Annotated in this window: 16 protein-coding genes; 1 reads left to right on the top strand and 15 read right to left on the bottom strand. The window is 70.4% G+C overall.

The features are described 5' to 3' along the window. The 4 genes from FJY74_07950 to secD all read right to left on the bottom strand — a co-directional run. Window positions 1-1,255 (bottom strand): hypothetical protein (locus FJY74_07950; protein ID MBM3308242.1); only part of this gene is annotated, 1,255 nt, incomplete at its 3' end. 116 nt (window positions 1,256-1,371) lie between these two features. Further along, window positions 1,372-2,079: a DUF4159 domain-containing protein gene (locus FJY74_07945; GenBank protein ID MBM3308241.1), complete on the bottom strand. Its 708-nt coding sequence runs from the start codon at window positions 2,077-2,079 to the stop codon at window positions 1,372-1,374. 179 nt (window positions 2,080-2,258) lie between these two features. Continuing rightward, entirely contained in the window at window positions 2,259-3,188 is a 930-nt protein-coding gene (secF, locus tag FJY74_07940) for a protein translocase subunit SecF (GenBank protein ID MBM3308240.1), read from the bottom strand. 56 nt (window positions 3,189-3,244) lie between these two features. After that, window positions 3,245-4,891, bottom strand: coding sequence for a protein translocase subunit SecD (gene secD, locus FJY74_07935; protein MBM3308239.1), 1,647 nt, complete (start codon window positions 4,889-4,891; stop codon window positions 3,245-3,247). A 206-nt stretch (window positions 4,892-5,097) separates the two neighbouring features. On the opposite strand from secD, the gene FJY74_07930 reads away from it, so the two are divergent. Continuing rightward, on the top strand, window positions 5,098-6,105 hold the full coding sequence (locus FJY74_07930) for a hypothetical protein (GenBank protein MBM3308238.1): 1,008 nt from the start codon (window positions 5,098-5,100) through the stop codon (window positions 6,103-6,105). Here the strand turns inward: FJY74_07930 and FJY74_07925 are convergent. The 11 genes from FJY74_07925 to FJY74_07875 form a co-directional block, all read right to left on the bottom strand. Further along, the gene (locus FJY74_07925) at window positions 6,087-6,821 is read right to left on the bottom strand and encodes a pyridoxine 5'-phosphate synthase (protein ID MBM3308237.1); all 735 of its coding nucleotides are present in this window, start codon (window positions 6,819-6,821) and stop codon (window positions 6,087-6,089) included. The genes FJY74_07930 and FJY74_07925 overlap by 19 nt on opposite strands. Continuing rightward, complete coding sequence (locus tag FJY74_07920) at window positions 6,818-8,032, bottom strand: divergent polysaccharide deacetylase family protein (protein MBM3308236.1); 1,215 nt, start codon at window positions 8,030-8,032, stop codon at window positions 6,818-6,820. Before FJY74_07920 ends, FJY74_07925 begins: the two co-directional genes overlap by 4 nt. Before the next feature lie 154 nt (window positions 8,033-8,186). Then, entirely contained in the window at window positions 8,187-8,849 is a 663-nt protein-coding gene (locus FJY74_07915; protein ID MBM3308235.1) for a hypothetical protein, read from the bottom strand. A gap of 120 nt (window positions 8,850-8,969) precedes the next feature. After that, window positions 8,970-9,560 (bottom strand): hypothetical protein, encoded by a 591-nt coding sequence (locus FJY74_07910; GenBank protein ID MBM3308234.1) that lies wholly within the window; start codon window positions 9,558-9,560, stop codon window positions 8,970-8,972. 13 nt (window positions 9,561-9,573) lie between these two features. After that, complete coding sequence (locus tag FJY74_07905; GenBank protein MBM3308233.1) at window positions 9,574-11,502, bottom strand: hypothetical protein; 1,929 nt, start codon at window positions 11,500-11,502, stop codon at window positions 9,574-9,576. A gap of 15 nt (window positions 11,503-11,517) precedes the next feature. Beyond that, the gene (gene rsmA / locus FJY74_07900) at window positions 11,518-12,363 is read right to left on the bottom strand and encodes a ribosomal RNA small subunit methyltransferase A (protein ID MBM3308232.1); all 846 of its coding nucleotides are present in this window, start codon (window positions 12,361-12,363) and stop codon (window positions 11,518-11,520) included. 4 nt (window positions 12,364-12,367) lie between these two features. Next, complete coding sequence (locus FJY74_07895; protein ID MBM3308231.1) at window positions 12,368-13,747, bottom strand: YchF/TatD family DNA exonuclease; 1,380 nt, start codon at window positions 13,745-13,747, stop codon at window positions 12,368-12,370. Between the two features lie 32 nt (window positions 13,748-13,779). Continuing rightward, a complete protein-coding gene (gene metG / locus FJY74_07890) occupies window positions 13,780-15,747 on the bottom strand; it encodes a methionine--tRNA ligase (GenBank protein ID MBM3308230.1) in 1,968 nt (655 codons plus the stop codon). Continuing rightward, complete coding sequence (locus tag FJY74_07885; protein MBM3308229.1) at window positions 15,737-16,666, bottom strand: stage 0 sporulation protein; 930 nt, start codon at window positions 16,664-16,666, stop codon at window positions 15,737-15,739. Before FJY74_07885 ends, metG begins: the two co-directional genes overlap by 11 nt. After that, entirely contained in the window at window positions 16,656-17,786 is a 1,131-nt protein-coding gene (locus FJY74_07880; protein ID MBM3308228.1) for an AAA family ATPase, read from the bottom strand. Before FJY74_07880 ends, FJY74_07885 begins: the two co-directional genes overlap by 11 nt. Continuing rightward, window positions 17,786-18,048 (bottom strand): 4-hydroxythreonine-4-phosphate dehydrogenase PdxA (locus FJY74_07875; protein ID MBM3308227.1); only part of this gene is annotated, 263 nt, incomplete at its 5' end. The genes FJY74_07875 and FJY74_07880, both read right to left, overlap by 1 nt.

Genomic DNA, 18,048 nt, shown 5'->3' with positions numbered 1-18,048 from the left:
CCCCCTGGACGGCGTAGTGCAGGGCGAGCCTCCCGATGCCGTAGTCGTCCACGGCCGACGCCGCGACGGGCAGCAGCATGTCGGCGGGCGCCACGCGGTCCTCGCCGGGCTCGACGATCCGCACGAGCGGGTGCTCGTCGCGCACGGCGACGATCGACCAGGCGGCGGGGTCGGGGTTGGTCAGCCCATCGCGGTCGGTCATCTCGATGGCGTAGGTCGTGCTCTCCGTCACGGTCAGCGTCGTCCGAAGCGCCTGTCCCCCCGCGCGCTCGAAGGCCTGCCGCACGCCGCCGGCGAACGCGAGGTCGGCGCCTGCGACAGGCTTGCTGGGCGTGACGGTGATCGTGACGTTCGTGCCGACGAGGGCCGTGATGTCGCCGCTGTTCTCGTCTACGGTGCGCGGCACGAGGCCGCTGTAGCGCGGGAACTCGTAGTCCAGCCTGATGCCCGCGACGAACGGGCGATCGATCACGCGCACGGAGAAGCGGCGGCTCGTCTCGCGGCCGGCCTTCACGGAGTAGCGGAGGGCGCTGCGCACGCCGGGGACCGTCGCGCGGTAGGCGCCGCCGTCCGCGGCCGCCATGGGCCGGTCGACCGGCGCTTCTCCCTCGAGCTCGAGCTGAAGCACGGGGGCCGCGGTCGGCGGCGCGGGCGCCTCCGCGCCCGCAGCCGCTCTCACGCGCGCCGTCACGACCAGGTCGTCGCCCGACACGAGCGTCGCGTCGCCGGGCTCGACCTCGATGACGACGCGCGCCTCACGCCCCGAGGCAAGCGGCCGCGCGAGCCGCCCGACGGCAGGCCCGAGCCTCGCGCCCGGCAGCGCGAGCGCGACCGCCGAGACCGCCGCGGCCGCCGCCAGGAGCCGTCCCCACCGGCGCAGACCCGCGTCGCCGCCCGCCGTCGCGAAGTCGATGCCCGCGGAGTCGGCGACCGCCTTCTCGATCAGGGCGTCGATGAGCTCGACCGAGTAGCCGAGCTTCGCCGCGCCCCGCTTCTCCCACAGCTCCGCCGCGGACTCGATCGTCTCGCCGAGCTCCGGGTGCCGCGCCTCGATCTCAGCGGCGATCCTCACGGGGTCGAGGCGCGCGAGCGCCTGACGCACGACGCGCCCCGCCGCCCACGCGCCGAGCGCGGCGACGCCGACAAGCCACGCGACCCTCACGCCCGCCGGCAGGTGAAGGAACGCGTCCAGCGCGACCTCGGCCGCGAGCGCGGGCACGACGATGGCGAGCGCGCGGCAGGCCCCGGCGGCCACGGCGCGGCGCCTCCAGCGGCTCCCCGCCGCTGCGATGCGGCGCAGCAGTTCCGCGTGACCCCGTTCTGCCGGCGATGCGACCACAGGCACCTCGCGCGTGGGGGACTCGTAGGGACTCAGTGCGTGAGCGCGTACACCACGACGTTCACGCCCATCCGAAGGGCCTGCTCACGCTTCTCCGGAGGATCGCCGTGCACCTCCGGGTCCTCCATGCCGTCCCCGATGTCCGTGTTGAAGCTGTAGAAGACCACGAGCCGCCCATCCAGGAAGATGCCGTACCCGTGCGGGGGGCCGCCGTCGTGCTCGTGGATCTTCGGCAGCCCGTCGGGGAACTCGTAGAACGAACGGTAGATCGGGTGGTCGAACGGAAGTTCGACAAGCGGCTGGCCCGGCAACACCCGGGCGATCTCCGCCCGGAACGACCGGTCCATGCCGTAGTTGTCGTCCGCCCAGAGGAAGCCGCCGCGCTTGAGGTGCTCGCGGAGCCTGGCCGCTTCCTCGTCGCTGAACGACACCTGGCCGTGCCCGGTCATGTAGATGAGCGGGTGGAGGAAGAGCTCGTCGTCGGTCGGCGAGACGGTCGCGGGCTTCGCGGCGACCTCGATGCCCGCGCGCTCGCGGACGGCGGCGAGGAGGTTCGGAAGGCTGCTCGGGTTCGCGTACCAGTCACCGCCGCCACGGTACTTGAGCTGCGCGACGGTGAACCCGCGGGCGCCGGCGCCGGCCGCCCGAGCCGGCCCTGCCGCAGAGCCGACGAGGACGAGCGCCAGCGCGACCGTCGTCGCGGCGGCGCGCACACTGCGGGCGCGCACCCGTCGCCTCATCTCGGACCTCCACGACCGCGCTCGCGCGGGCTTCGTGTCCCTACCACTATGGCCGACTCCGCGGCCCCGCGCAACCCGCTCACCTAACGCGGGGACGGCGCCTGTCAGAGCGCCGTCCCGTATCCCATCCCTCGTCCTGGCGCGGGGCGCGTGCGCGCCGCCGAACTCCCGGCGCGCGCCTACGCCCGCGTGGCCGCGGCCTTGAGCCGGCTCCGTCGCCGCGCGTCCTGCGCGAGCTGCCAGTCCACCACGAGCGGCGTCGCGATGTAGACCGACGAGTACGTCCCGACGATGATGCCGATCATGAGGGCGAAGGCGAAGTCCCTGATGACCTCGCCGCCGAGGAAGTAGAGAGCGATGAGGACGAGCAGCGTCGTCAGACTCGTATTGATCGTCCTCGAGAGCGTCTCGTTCACGCTCCTGTTCACGATGTCCACGAGGCTCTTCCCGTACATCTTCTTCCTGTTCTCACGGATCCGGTCGTACACCACGATCGTGTCGTTGATGGAGTACCCGACGATCGTGAGCAGGGCCGCGACGATCTGCAGCGTGATCTCGCGGTTCGTCAGCGAGAGAAGCCCCAGCGTGATGACCACGTCGTGCGCGAGCGCCGCGACGCCTCCCAGCCCGAACATGAACTCGAACCTGATCCAGATGTAGATGAGCATGCCGATGAGCGCGACGATCACCGCGATCGTCGCGGTCGTCCTGAGTTCGGCGCCGACCTTCGGGCCGACGAGCTCCTGACGCCGAAGCTCCGTCCGGTTCTGCGGGTCGTGCGCGTTCAGGGCCTCCACGATGTCGGCGGCGAGCGTCGGGCTTGCGCGCTCCTGCCGCACGCGGATGATGGCCTCGCCCTCGTCGCCGAACTGCTGGATCTCGGCGTCCGCGAGCCCCATCCCTCCCAGCACCCTCCTCATCTCCTGCGTCGGGATCTTCTGCTCCGACCTCACCTGCAGAAGGACGCCGCCGCTGAAGTCCACCCCGAGCTTCAGGCCGCGGTGGCCGAGGATCGAGATGAGGCCCACGACGATCAGCACGATCGAGGCGCCGAAGGCGATCTTCCTGGCGCCCATGAAGTTGAAGTTCGTGTTGACGAACAGGTTCATCGTATCTCCTTGGGGCCCGCCGCGTCGCGCGAGCCGCCCCCCGGGACGACCGGCCGCTAGATGCTCAGGCGTCTTACGTTCCTCGTGACGGTGATGGTCTCAAAGACGATGCGCGTCGCGACGATCGCCGTGAACATGCTCGCGATGATGCCAAGGGCGAGCGTCACTGCGAACCCTCTGACCGGTCCTGTCCCGAACTTCCACAGCACGGCCGCCGCGATGAGCGTCGTCACGTTCGCGTCGAGGATCGTCAGGAACGCGCGCTCGTATCCGTCTCGGATGGCCGCGCGGATCGTCTTCTGGTTCCTGAGCTCCTCCTTGATCCGTTCGAAGATGAGCACGTTCGCATCCACGGCCATGCCGATCGTGAGGATGATCCCGGCAAGCCCCGGAAGCGTGAGCGCCGGCTTGGGGTCGACGGGGAGGACCGACATGATGGCCACGAGCACAAAGAGATTGGACACGAGAGCCCCGACCGCGACGAGACCGGACCCCTTGTAGAAGATCAGCATGAACGCGACGACCGCGAAGAAGCCGATGACGAGCGCGCGAACGCCCTTCTCCACCGAGTCGCGCCCGAGAGACGGTCCGACCGAGCGCTCCTCCTCGATGGTCATCGGAGCAGGGAGCTTGCCGGCTCGGAGCACGATGGCCAGGTCGCGCGCCTCAGCGTCGGTGAAGCCGCCCGTGATCGACGCCGGCGTCCCGGCCGGGATGCGGTCCTTGATGACGGGGGCCGACTGGACTCTGCCGTCCAGCACGATCGCGAGGTGGTCGCCGATGTGCTGCCCGGTGTACTGCGCGAAGGTGCGCCCGCCCTCGCGGCTGAGCCGGAGCGAGATGCCGGGGGCGTTCGGGTTGTTCTCGTCAAGGCCCGGCCGCACCTCCACCGTCGAGACGACCGACCCGGTCATGAGCGGGTCGCGCATCAGCACGTAGAGCGGCCGGTAGGTGTTGCCGTCGTCGAGAACCCGCGTCTGCTCGGACCACGCGAGCCTGACCCGCGGAAGGAGCGGGTTCTCCGGGTCGCGAGGGAGCAGCGCCTCGACGTTCAGTCGGGCGAGCTGCTGCTGGGCCCACGGCACGATGGACTCCGCGAAGAACGGCAGGGACTCGATGTAGCGGGCCCGCGAGGAGAACGGGTGCTCGAGCGCCAGCCGAGCCGCCTGGTAGCCCGGGTCCGTGGGGTCCGGGAGGACGCCGGCCTCGCCGCGCGCGGCCATGGTGTCGGCGAGGGCGCGGTCGATGGCGCGGAACACGAGGTCCACCTGCTCGGCCGATGCGACGGGCACGAACTCGAGGAGCGCCGTCCGCCCGATGAGGCTCTTGGCTCGCTCCTCGTCCTGCAGGCCCGGCAGCTGGACGATGATCCTGTTGTCGCCCTGACGCTGGATGGAGGGCTCGGCGACGTTGAACTGGTCTATCCTGTTCCGGATGACCTCGAGAGCGCGGTCCACCGCGTCGGCCGCCTCGTCCGGCGGGAGCCCCTCCTTGTCAACCTCAAGCACGAGGTGCATGCCCCCGCGGAGGTCCAGGCCCAGCTTCAGGGAGTTGCGCTCGAGCGCGGCGACCTGCTCCGGGGCCATCCGCGCCTTCGCGGCGTCGTCGAGGGAGAGGTAGCGAACGGTGTACGACGCCCTCCATATGCTGAACCCGATGACCAGGATGACGAGAATGGCCTGCCAACGCATCTTCGATGTCATGAAGCGCCTCCCTGACGCCATGAGCGGCCCGGAAGCGGGCCCGAGGAGTGCCGCGACTGCCGAAGCGTAACGGGAGATGATACCGTGGCGCGGGCGGGTGGGTCAACGGGAAAGCCCCCGGCGCCCCGGCACACGGGGGCTCAGCCGCTTGCCCGCCGCGCCGGGACGGGCGTATAGTGGGGATGGACCCGCCCCAAGGAGAGCCCGTGACAGCGTCGGCACCCGCCATCCGCGACTGGGCCGTTCTCGTGCTGCTGGCCCTGGCGCTCAGCGTCTGCGCGTATCACCTCGCGGCGTCGCTCGCGTTCCTGCACCCTGACAACGCGCACACGTTCGTCACCGCGCACCTCGACGACATCCGGTACGACGAACTGCGTCAGGAGTGGAAGCCGCGCATCCTGTCGATCGGCGCTGCCGACGTGATCGCCGAGTACCTGTGGAAGCAAGGCGTCCGGAACGCGCAGGTCCACCTCCCTCTCACCATCGGTATCCACTCGGCCTTCTGGCTTCTGCTCGTCAACGCGGCGCTGCTGTGGGGGTTCAGAAGACGGGCCGTGTTCCTGATGTGGGGCGTCTTCGCCGCCGTGGTGTTCGGCTACTGCCCCGGCGTCGTGAACCGCGTCTATCCCTGGGACCTCCCCGCGCTCTTCTTCTTCGCGGCGTTCGTCGCCTGCTACCACCGGCGCGCCTACCGCGCGCTCCCCGTCATCGTGCTGGCCGGCCTCCTGTTCAAGGAGACGACGGCCGTGCTGTGCCTCGCGCTCTTCTTCCTGGACATCCCGATGAAGCGGCGCCTCCGCTACGCCCTCGTGACGGCGGCGCTCTTCGTCATCGTGAAGGTCGCGACCGATGTGGCCGTCGGCACCCCCGTCCCGTTCTTCTCGATGACGGTGCGGCCGCCGGACGGTGGGACATCGCGGCTGGCAGAGAACGTGAGGATCCTGGGACGGGCGACCCTGGCACACCCCGTCTTCATCAACGCGGGGACGCTCGTCGCGCTGGCGGTGGTCTCGGCGAGGAACCCGGCGGCGCGCATGGCCCGATGGGTCGCCGCCGCGTTCGCGGTCAACACGCTCGCCTTCGCGGTGATCGACGAGTACCGCATCTGGCTCGAGCTGGCCCCGCTCGCCGCCTACGTGCTCGCCCAGCGGTTCCACCCGGGCGAGTACGAGCAGGCGGCCACGGACTCCGCCCCTCAGCCGCGGACGCCCTGAGCCCCGCGCCCGAGCAGCGCGAGCATCTCCCTCACGGCCCTGTCCATTCCGACAACGACCGCCCGCGCCACGATGCTGTGGCCGATGCTCACCTCGTCGATCTCGCCGATCGCCGCGATTCGATGGACGTTCCGGTAGGTGAGGCCGTGCCCTCCGTGCGCCCGGAGCCCCATCTCGCACGCGGCGATGGCGGCCACACGCACCTTCTCGAACTCCCGCGTGACCGCATCCGCGCCCTTCGCGTCGGCGTAGAGGCCCGTGTGGACCTCCACGATGTCGGCGCCGACCGCGTTGGCGCGCCCGACCTGCACGACGTCGGGGTCGATGAAGATGCTGACGCCGATGCCGGACGCCTTCAGGCGCTCGACCGCGCTCCGCACCGCCGCCTCCTCCGCCATGATGTCGAGCCCGCCCTGCGTGGTGACCTCGCCGGCGCCTTCCGGAACGAGCGTGCACATGTCGGGCCTAAGCCTCGTCGCGATCCCCAGCATCTCGTCCGTCGCCGCCATCTCGAGGTTGAGGCAGCCGGCGACCGTCTTTCGCAGCGCCTCGACGTCGCGGTCCTGGATGTGCCGGCGGTCGCCGCGCAGGTGCACCGTGATGCCGCACGCGCCGGCGAGCTCCGCCGCCACCGCCGCCCACACGGGGTCCGGCTCGTCCGCCCTTCGGGCCTGCCGGACCGTCGCGACGTGATCGACGTTGACCGAGAGCCTCATGGACCCACCTCCTCGCTCACGAGCGTCGAAAGGAACACGAACTCGATGCCGCGCTCCTTCATGGCCGGCATCTCGCGCCTGAGCGCGGCGATCGTCTCGCGGTGCGGGTGCCCGATCGCGGCGACGGCGCCGCGCGTTCTCGCGAGCGCCTCGAGGTCGCGCAGGCGCGACGGAACGGCCACGCGCCCCTGCTCGTCGAGCCTGCTGTCCAGGAACATGCTGTTCCTCGCGACGGGCACACGGGCGCGCATCGCCTCGGAGAGCCCGACCGACTGCGCCGTCGTCATGCTGTCGAAGAAGAAGAGGCCGCGGGCCTTGAGCGCGGAGAGGAGCGCGCGCATCTGCGCCCGGTCGGCGGTGAACGCGGAGCCCATGTGGTTGCTCACGCCGACCGCGTGCGGGACGTCGTCGAGGGCCTCGCCGAGCAGCCTCCTGATGTCCGCGGCGGAGTGCTCCAGGAGAAGGGCTCCCTCGCCGGGGTCGACGCCGGGGTATCCCTGCGGCTCCATCGGGAGGTGGAGGATCACCTCCTTGCCGGCGTCGTGCGCGGCGGCGGCGGTGGCCTTCCCCGCCGCCGTGCGCGGCACCACGGCGACGGTGATCGGCCCGTCGAGATCGAGCACGGCCTGCATCGTTCTTGATTCGCCGTAGCCGACGTCGTCGATCACGATCGCGATCCTCGGAGCGCGGGCCGGCCGAGGCTGCGGGGCGCCGGGCGTCTCGCGCAGCACGATCTGATGCGTCTCCCGCCGGCCCAGCCCGAGCTTCATGTCGAGCGTCCGCCCGCCGCGCCAGTCCGGCGGCCGCTCGCGCACGATGATGATGTCTCCAGCCGCGGCGCGCACGGCCTCGGTGAGCGCGAGGTTGCAGCGGACGAGGTCCGCGCCCTGCGGGACGCGGCCGACCTTCGTCCAGTGCGGCCAGCGCGTCCGTCCCTCGCTGCGCGTCTCGGTCTCGACGTTGAGGTCGAGCGCGCCCACCTGGACGAGCGCGCCGTCCACGGCGCGGTCGAGCGCCTCGGCGCGCTCCGAGAGGTCGCGTTCGCCAAGCACCTTCCCGAGGAGCGCGGCGCCCACCCCGCTCTCTCCGAGCTCCCAGACAACGAGGAACGCCACGACCGCAAGAGCCGCAGCGACGAGCCAGAGCCTGGCGGCCGAAAGACCGGTCGCCCGGCTCGCCCGACCGGCGTTCTGGCGGCGGTGGGTTCGCATGGGGAGTCGTTCCTGCAGGGGCCGACGCATCGCTCCGCTCGTCGGCCATTCTAGGGGCCGCGAGGGCGGGAGTCAACGACGGGCGCCCCCGGAAACGATGCCGGGGGACGGTCACCCGTCCCCCGGCATCACTCAGTGCGCCATCGCCGAGCGCTCAGGGCCTGAACATCGCCTTGAGCTGCCCGACCGTGATGGTCCGTGTCGTCTCGTCCGAGGAGATGCTCCCGCGGGTCTCGTCGAGATCCTGCCATCTCCAGATCTCCCAGAGCTGCTCGCCGTCGGGGCCGACCTGGTCCTGATCGATGCGGAACTGGTACATGGAGGGAGCCGTCGCCAGATAGGTCCACACCCCCATGTACACCTTGAGGTCCACGGCCTCTTTGTACTGGTAGTGGGTACCCGTCCCGTCGCCCGGATTCACCGGGAGGGGATCGCCCACCTGCGTCAGGCGGAGCTCGATGCGGTCGGCATGCTCGCCCTCATCACCGAACATCTGCTGGTGGATGAGGCGCTCCTCCGCCTTGCCCCAGTATCCCGGCTCGAGGGTGGGGTCGTTCTCGACGTCCTTCGGGTTCAGGAGGAAGACGAAGTCCTCGGCCATGCAGTCCAGGTACTCGTCGACCATCTTGTTCTTGTAGGCCGTGACGAGGTTGTGCAGGACGTTCGCGGGGGACGTGCGCGGCTTCCACTCGATCGGGTCGCCGCCGCCGCCGCCGCCGTTGCGGGGCGCGAACGGATTCCAGCAGCCGCCGAGAGCCCCTGCGACCAGCCCGATCAGCGCAACGAGCGCAAGAGCGCGGGCGTTTCGTCTCACCATGGATACCCCCCATCCCTCACTCGCACGATGCTCCATTATATCAAGAGCGACGCCCCGGCGCAACCGCGGCCTCGGGCACGCCCCATAGCTGCAATCGCCGTGCCCGCGGCGCGTTACACCTCACCCACGATAATCGCCCCGAAGGGCACCCCAGGTCCGGTTGGTGCCGCCCATCCGTCGGTCCACCCATCGGAAGATCGCCCACCGTCCGGAGTCGCTCCGGCGCATCCAGAGAGAGGCTCTCCCCCGGTAGATGATCTCCTCGTTGACGTGCGGGCCGGACTGCCACGTCACCGCGAGCGTGTAGTCCACCTGCCTGCACGTCTCCGGCTGCGTCTCGTCCGGCTGGAGCACGGTGGTGAACGCGACGGAGATCTCCGCGGCGTCCACGAAGATGCGGCTCGTGGCGTACTCCTCGTCGGCGCGCGTCCAGTCGGCGAACATCTGCTCCGCCTCCTGCCCCGCGTCGAGCGAGTCCTGCGGATCCACGTGGAACCGGTAGTCCTCGGTGAAGCAGTCGCGGTAGTTGCTCGAGCTCTCGCGGTCCATGGCGGCCGCGAGGTTCTGAAGCACGATCAAGGTCGTGATCGGCGTTTCCCAGTTGGTCGCGCCGCCGTCCGGCGGGCCATCGGGATCACGTGGACTGAGGATGCAGCCGCAGACCAGGAGGCACATCGCCAGGGCCACGACCGTCGCGAGTCTCGTTGCCATCCGCTCCCCCGAACTAGAACGCCTTGTCGATGCTCAGCGAGACGTCCCAGACCCGCCGCAGCCGCTCGACGAGCGATGTCGCGTCGCGGTCCGTGCGGGCCACCGAGGCCTTGAGCGTCGTCCCGTCCTCGAGCTTGTAGTCCACAGAGGCCTTGCCGGTGAGGCTGGTGTCGTGCCGTTCCCACGAGAGCCGCCGACCGCCGTCCACGATGGTCCACCGCTGTGAGACGGAGTAGCTCTGCGATGCTTCGATGCCTATTGCGTCGAAGAGCCTATACCTGAGCGTGGCCTTCATGGTGTGATCGTCCCGCTCGCTGTTCTTCCCGTACCGCGCGATGCCGTCCGACCCGGTCACGTACGATCCCTCGTCCTGCGCGACGTACCGATGGCTCACCGTGAGGTCGAGCTTGCGGGCGCCCGACCACCGGGCCTCGGTCGTCACGCCGAGGTTCCTCACGAGGAAGTTCTTGGCGTCGTTGAACGTGTAGAGGGTGTAGTCAGCCGTGAGTTCGTATCGCTGGCTCGCGCTGAACGTCTTCGAGAACACCTTCGTGACGGACGGCCGCAGGGAGAACGTCTGCGCGCGCCTGTTGTCGCCGGTGCGGGACGTGCGGATGTAGATGAGCTGGTCCTCGCGGACTCTCAGCGCGAGGGAGGTCAAGAGATCGTTCCTCGGGTTGTAGTCGATCTGAAGCGTCGCTTCACGGTCGTAGAGGTCTCGGTCCTGGTCGTTCCTCACCGTGTCGTCGAAGTGGTGCGAGTAGAGGGTCATCCGGCCGGTGAAGCCCACCTTGACGCGCGTGCCGAAGTCACGATTGGCGTTGAACACCAGCGACTGCCCGTACGAGTTCCCGGTCTGCTCGTTGGTATACTCGTTCCGTTTGACATCCGACGCCAGCTGGCTCGAGAGCCGCACGCCCGCGAAGGTGTAGGTCACGCCGGCGTTCACTGCCCGGCTGCTCAGCACGCTGCGGCGGGACGGCTCCAGCGCGTAGGACATGCCGCTCCTGCTGTAGTCGTAGCCAAGCGTCAGGTCCAGCCCCGGGAGGGGCTTGAACGTGCCCTTGACCGAGGCGCTGTCGTTCTCCTGCTCCCTGCGCTCCTTCTGCTGCTCCTTGGGATACTCGTTCGCGGATCGGGACCTTGCGAGGTTCACGTTGAGGGTGCTGGTCTTCCACGTGTAGTCCACGTTCGCCCCGAGCGAGTGGCTCTCCGACTCGTCCGTGCTGCTGAGCGCACCCTGCTCCGAATCCAGGAGCGAGTGCCGCCCCGAGTACGTCACGCTCCCCTTGACTCCCGGGGTCGGGTTGTAGCCCACGGACGCGGCAATGCTCTGCGCGGCCCCGCGACTCTGCACGTCCGCGTACCGGTTCTTCTCGAGCCCCGCCGTCATGTTGAGGGTGGTCGCGATCCCCGACAGAAGCGTCTTCGAGTACGAGGTCGAGACGTCCGCCGTCTCCTTCTCGCGGAAGCTCCTGACCTCCGAGGACGAGCCCTGGTTGCGGACGTCGCTCTGCGTCGTTCGGTTGAGCCTGACGGCCATGCCGACGGCGCTCGTGATGCTGGCGTCCAGGCCGGCGCTCCACCGCTCCTGCCTGTTCTCCCTGCTGAGCACCTCGGTGCTGCGAACGGAGATGAGCGACGACGCCTGGAACGAGATGCGCTCGGACACGCGCTGTCGGAAGCCGAAGCTGTGCTCCCAGGAGGATGCGTCCTGGTCGCGTCCGTAGGTGAGCTTGTAGGTGGGACGTAGCGGCGTCGCGACCTGGATCCTGAACGGCACGGTGTGGTCGGGCGCCTCCTCCTGCCCGACGGCGGTCGTGTCCGCCGGGGCGCCCTCCGGCTCGCCGTCGCCGTTCTCCTCCTGAGCCGGAGCGACGGCGGCGACCGCCGTGAGGAGGACGGTCGCGAGGACCGTCCAGTGTGGGAAGCGCACACGCACGCCGCTGCCTCCGCTCTACGCCCGCCCGGGACCCAGTGCGCTCGCGAGGGCGTCGAACTCCTCGACGCTCAGCGTCTCGCCCCGCCGAGACAGGTCCACGCCGGTCCGGAGCGCCAGCTCTTCCGCGGACACGCCCGCGTCGGCCGTCACACCCGCCAGGGACTGCCGCAGCATCTTCCGCCGCTTCTGAAAGGCCGCGTGCACGACGGCCTCGAACGCGTGGGGGTTACTCCGCCACGCCCGACCCGCCGACAGGTCGATCTCGACGACGCGGGAGTCCACCTTCGGCCGCGGGCGGAAGCACGTCCTCCGCACCGTGAACAGCGACGCGACCGACGCGTGGTACTGGACGACGGCCGAGAGCGCCGAGTAGTCCGGCTCGCCCGGCGCCGCGGCGATGCGCGCGCCGACCTCCGCCTGCACCATGAGCACCGCCCGCGAGACGATCGCCTTGTGCTCGACGAGCCGCCTGATGGCCGGGCTCGTGATGTTGTAGGGCAGGTTCCCCGCCACGATCAGGCGCGCGGCGCCGAACCGGCGGGCGGCCCCCTCGATGTCGAACGCGAGGAAGTCCTCGTTCACGAGGGTGATCCCCGCCGCGTCCGGGTACTCCTCCCGGAAGGCGCGCGCGATGCCCGCGTCGAACTCAACCGCGACGACGTGCGCGGCGCGCGCCGCAAGGCCGAAGGTGATCGCGCCGAACCCCGGCCCGATCTCGATGACGACGTCGTCCGCGGACGGCGCGGCGGCCTCGACGACCTTCCTGGCCACGTTGCCGTCCACCAGGAAATTCTGCCCCCGCCGCCTCGACGCCGCAAGCCCGTACTTCGCGAGCATGACCTGGGGCTGTGTCGGCTCCATCGGGCTACCTCGCGCTCGGCTCGCGCCGCGCGTCGCCGCCCCGCACGCGAAGGGGAACACCCAGGCCGGCTGCCAGCGCCCGCACGCGGGCGAGGTCGACCCCCTTGACGTCCACGACCGAGACGACGGTCTCGATGCCGGCCTTCCTGCACTCGCATGCGAAGGCGACCACGTGGTCGAACGTGCCGGGGCCGAACCGCGGGCGGCAGAGCGTCTCGTACTGCGCGGCGTCGGCCGCGTTGAGGCTCACCGAGACCGCGTCCACGGCCGCGACCAGCTCGGGCACGACGTTCCTGTTCCAGATGAGGTTCGCGTGCCCGTTCGTGTCGATCCGGACGCGCGCGCCCGACGCCCGGAGGCGGCGGCCGACCTCGGTCACCACGTCGAGCCTCACGGTCGGCTCGCCGAACCCGCAGAAGACGATCTCGCGATACCGCGTCGGGTCTCCGACGGCCTCGATGATCTCCTCGACGGACGGCTCGCGCTCCAACCTGAGGTTGTAGCCCCAGAGCGTGTCGGACTGGTAGCGCACGCAGAAGCCGCACGCGTTCGTGCAGCGGTTCGTGATGTTGAGGTAGAGGTTCCCCCACATCTCGTAGGCGATGGACGGGGCCGGGAGATCGGGGATCCCGAAGAGCCGCCGCGCGTTCCCGGTCGTGAGCCGCGCGAGGTCGGCGACGGCGAGGCCGCGGAGCTCCGCCACGCGCTCAGCCACGAGTCGCACGAACGAGGGCTCGTTCCGCCGCCCGCGGTGCGGGACGGGCGGGAGCCACGGGGCGTCCGTCTCGAGCACGAGCCTGTCCTGCGGCACCGAGGCCGCGACGCCGGCGAGCCGCCCCCGGGCCGAGTAGGTCACCGGCCCGCCGATCCCGACGTGGAAGCCTCGTCGCACGACCTCGCGCGCGTACGTCTCGTCGCCGGGGAAGCAGTGCATCACGCCGCCTGCCTCCGGCGGTCCCTCGTCGTCGAGCACGCGAAGCACATCGCCGTGCGCGTCGCGGTTGTGGACCACGAGCGGCAGGCCGACGGCCTTCGCGAGCCGGATCTGCGCGCGGAAGGCGCGCTCCTGGTCCTCGCGGGGCGAGAGGCCCCTGTGGTAGTCGAGGCCCGTCTCGCCGATCGCCACGACCTTCGGGTGCGCGGCGAGACGTTCGTAGCGCGCCAGGAGCTCGTCCGAGAGCGAGGAGGCGTGGTGCGGGTGCAGGCCGAGCGACGCGTAGATGGACGGGTTCGCCTCGGCGAGGGCGATCGACGCGTCCGAGGTGGCGGCGTCGAAGCCGACGTTGACGATCAGCGCGACGCCCGACGCGCGCGCCCTCGAGAGGACCGCGTCCCTGTCGTCGCGGTAGTCGTCGAGGTCGAGGTGCGCGTGCGTGTCCGCCAGGGGCGGCCGGGCAGCGGCCGAGGGTGCGGGCACTAGCTCACCTTCGTGCCGGCGGGGAGCTCCTTGTCGGGCCCGAGGAGCGCGAGGGCGCCGCCGTCCACGGCGGCAAGGAGCATCGCCTGCGACTCGATGCCGCGGATCTTCGCCGGCTCGAGGTTCGCGACGACGACGACGGTCCGCCCCACGAGCGCCTCCGGCGCGTACGCGGCGGCGATGCCGGCGACGATCTGCCGGACGTCGCCCCCGCCGAGGTCCACGCGAAGCTTGAGGAGCTTCGTCGCGCCCTCCACCCGCGCCGCCTCGAGCACCTTCGCCAGCCTAAGATCGAGCGCCTGGAACTCCTGGAAGGAGATCATCTTCGCTCCCTTCGACTGGGGCGCCGCGCTCGGCGCCGCGCCGCCCGAGGCCCCCGCGGCGTCGGCGCCAGCCCCAGCCGCGCCGGCCGGCGCCGCGCCCCCGACCCCGAACTTCGCCGCGAGGTCCGCGGTGCTGTGCTTCGGGAACACCGCGGCCCCGCCTCGCACCGTGATGGTCGCCGGCCACCCGTGGCCCCACACGAGGAGTTCATCGAGTGGCACCGCCCCGGGGCTGAGCTCGACGCCGAACCGCGAGAGGATCTCCTCGCACTTCCCCGGCATGACGGGCCACGCCATCACCGCGATCTGCCGGACGGCCTCGACGACGTCGAACAGCGACTGCGCGAGCTTCGCGCTGTCCTCGCGCGCGAGCACCCAGGGCTTCGCCTCCTCGATGTGGCTGTTCGCGCGCCGCACGAGCTCCCAGATCCTCGCGAGCGCCGCGTGCGGCGCGTACGCCGTCATGTCCCGGACGACCGGCCCGCGGATCTCCTCGGCCACCATCCGCACATGGCCGCGGCTCGACGCGGCGAGGTTCGGCACGCGACCGCCGAGGAACTTCTCGATCATCGCGATGGTGCGCGAAACGAGGTTCCCGAGATCGTTCGCAAGCTCCGAGTCGTACCGAGCCCTGAACTGCTCCCACGTGAAGTCCACGTCGCGGCCGTAGGTCCCCTCTCTCATCAGGAAGTAGCGGAGCGCCGACGGCCCGAACATGTCCGCGGCCTCGAGCGGGTCCACGATCACCCCGAGGCTCTTCGAGAGGCGCTGCCCCTTGAAGTACACGAACCCGTGCCCGTAGATGGTCTTCGGGAGCGGGATCCCCGCGCTCATGAGCATCGCCGGCCAGATGACGCAGTGGAAGCGGGTGATGTCCTTCCCGATGAGATGCAGCTCGGCCGGCCACTCCGATGCGAACCGCGCCTCGTCGGTCCCGTAGCCCGCGCCCGTGATGTAGTTCGTGAGCGCGTCCACCCAGACGTAGATGACCTGCGACTCGTCCATCGGGAGTGGCACGCCCCAGGTCGTGCCCGCGCGGCTCACGCTGATGTCGGAGAGCCCCGCCCTGAGAAGCTGGAGGATCTCGTTGCGCCTGGTCTCCGGCTGGATGAACTCCGGATGCTCCTCGATGTGCGAAAGCAGGCGGTCCCGGTACTTCGACAGGCGGAAGAAGTGGTTCTCCTCCTTGATCCACGCCGGCTTCGTTCGGTGCGTCGGGCAGCACCCGTCCGCGAGGTCCTTCTCGAGGAGGAACGCCTCGCACGACTCGCAGTAGTACCCCTCGTACTGCCCGTGGTAGATGTCGTCGCGCATCGCCTCGAAGAGCTTCCGGAGACCGGCGACGTGGTCCTCGTCGGTCGTTCTCACAAAACGGTCGAAGGAGATGTCGAGCTTCGCCCAGATGTTCCGGAACACGAGCTCCATCTCGTCGCAGTACGCCTTCGGGTCCATGCCTCGGGCCCGCGCCGAGCGCTCGACGTTCAGACTGTGCTCGTCGTTGCCCATCTGGAAGTACACGCGGTCGCCCGCGAGGCGATGGAACCGGGCGAACACGTCCGCGGAGATCTTCTCGTAGGCTGTCCCCACGTGCGGGGCGCTGTTGACGTAGTCGATGGCCGTCGTGATGTAGTACTTACTCGGCATCCCTCTCCTCTTCGACCTCGGGCGCCGCTTCGCTCTCGTCCCAGTACTGCTCGATGGCGGGCTCGCCCTCGCCGGTCCCGACGGCGGTGACGCGGGCTCCCTTGAACTCCTCCAGCGTCATCGTCGTCGTCTTCCCCTCGTCGTCCGACAGCGAAATCCTGCTGCGGAAGATGTCCACGGCCACGACCTTCGCCTTCTTCTCCCCCATCTCGACGCGCGTCCCGAGCTTGGGGTACTCGCACCCCGCCTCGGCGTAGAGCGCCCGCTCGTAGCGCAGGCAGCACATGAGGCGCCCGCAGCCGCCGGAGATCTTCGGCGAGCCGGGCGCGAGGTGCTGCTCCTTCACCATCTTGAGCGTGACGGGATCGAAGTCCGCGATCACGCCGCGGCAGCAGTAGTAGCGGCCGCAGCGCCCGTACCCGCCGAGCCGCCGGGCCTCGTCGCGGACGCCGATCTGCCGCATCTCGATGCGCGTCTTGAAGATGCCGGCGAGGTCGCGCACGAGCTTGCGGAAGTCCACGCGGCGGTCGGACGTGAAGTAGAAGCGGATCTTGTTGCCGTCGAACTGCGACTCGACGTCCACGAGCTTCATCGGCAGGCCCTGCTTCGCGACGCACTGCTGGCAGGTCCTGTGCGCCTCCGCCTCCCGGGAGCGGATCTGCGCGAGCCGCTCGAGGTCTTCCGGGGTCGCCCGCCGCAGGATGTGGCCGACGACGCCCTTCTCGCGCTGCTTCCGGCTCGCCGCCTCGCCCTCGCGGATGACGCGCCCGATGTCCTGACCGCGGTCGATGTCCACGACGGCGTGGTCCCCGTTCTCGAACGGGATGTTCCTCGGGTTCGAGAAGAGCGCCTTGCGGCCTCCCTTGAACTCGATCTCGAGGGACTCCGGCGTGCGTCCGACCACCGCCTCAGGCTGCATGCGCCCTCCCGCCTCCCGCCTCCGCCCGCCTGCGGGCGACCGCCACGTCGACCAGGACCGAGGTGAACACGATCGACGGGTTCGAGTACCGCTCGATCGCGCGGCGCGCGTCGTCGATCCTCACCGCGAGGTCGCCGATCGCCCGCGCGTCCATCGCCCGGGCCTGCGCCTCGAGCTGCCGGCGCTGGCGTTCGAAGAGGATCTCCCCGGCCGGGGCGCCGTCCCCGAGCTCCCGCAGGAGCAGCACATCCCGCAGCCACAGGAGCATGAGGTCGAGAAGACGCTCCTGCTCCTGCCGGCCGAGACGGAACGCGATCTGCGACGCCTCGTTGAGGAGCGGCCCGACGCCCGCGGCGCGCTTGCCCGTCATGAGATCGGCGACCCGGCCGAGCTCCGACGCGAGCCCCTCGCCCTCGGCCCGCACGGCCCGCCCGGCGCTGCCGAGCGACACGGCGGCCGCGGCCCTGGCCCGCGCCTTGTTGAACCCCACGCGCTTGTCGGAGAGGAGGATGTCCTCAACGGTGTCGCGCGGGAGCCGCCGGAACTGGATCCTCTGGCACCGCGAGAGCACCGTCGCGGGGAGCGCGTTCAGCCGGGACGTGGTCAGCACGAGGACCGTCGCGTCCGGCGGCTCCTCGAGCGACTTGAGGAGCGCGTTGGCGGCCTCGGGCGTCATCGCGTCGGCGTCGGCGACGACGAACACCTTCCACGGCCCAGTATAGGGCCGCTGGTTGGCCTTCGCCACCACCGCGTCGAGGACGGCCTCCACGGAGATGATGGCCGCCTTGCGCCCGAAGCCGGCGTCGCGGTATCCCGCACGCGCCTGCTCCGCGAGGATCTCCGCGGCCTCCGCGGGCTTCGCGTCCCTCGGCATCGGGAACACGAGGTGGATGTCGGGATGCGCGAGCTTCGCCGCCATTCTGCACGAAGCGCACGCGCCGCACCCCTCGAGCCCCCCGGCCTCGCAGTTCAGCGCCGCCGCGAGCTCGAGCGCGGCGGTCTCCTTCCCGACGCCGTCCGGGCCGTTGAAGACGTAGGCGTGGGCGAGCCGCCGGGCCTCGAAGGCCGAGCGCAGGTGCGCGATCGCGCCGTCCTGTCCCCTGATCCGCGAGAGCGACATCAGCCGGCCCCCGTTCGCCGCCGCGCGACCCGCGCGGCGATCTCACCCGCGAGGCGCGTCGCAGCGATCATGCCGCCCGCGTCGGCGACGCCGCGACCCGCGACGTCGAGCGCGACCCCGTGCCCCGGCGACGTCCGCACGATGGGAAGCCCGAGCGTGACGTTGACCGCGTCGCCGACGCCCCACAGCCGCAGCGGGATGGTCGCCTGGTCGTGGTACATCGCGAGCGCGGCGTCGAACCGCGCGCCTACCTCGCGACCGC

The sequence above is a fragment of the Candidatus Effluviviaceae Genus I sp. genome, from assembly GCA_016867725.1.
In the GTDB taxonomy this organism is placed as follows: Bacteria; Joyebacterota; Joyebacteria; order Joyebacterales; family Joyebacteraceae; genus VGIX01.
Note: the sequence above shows the minus strand (reverse complement) of the source record. Positions and strands in the feature narration are given on the sequence as shown.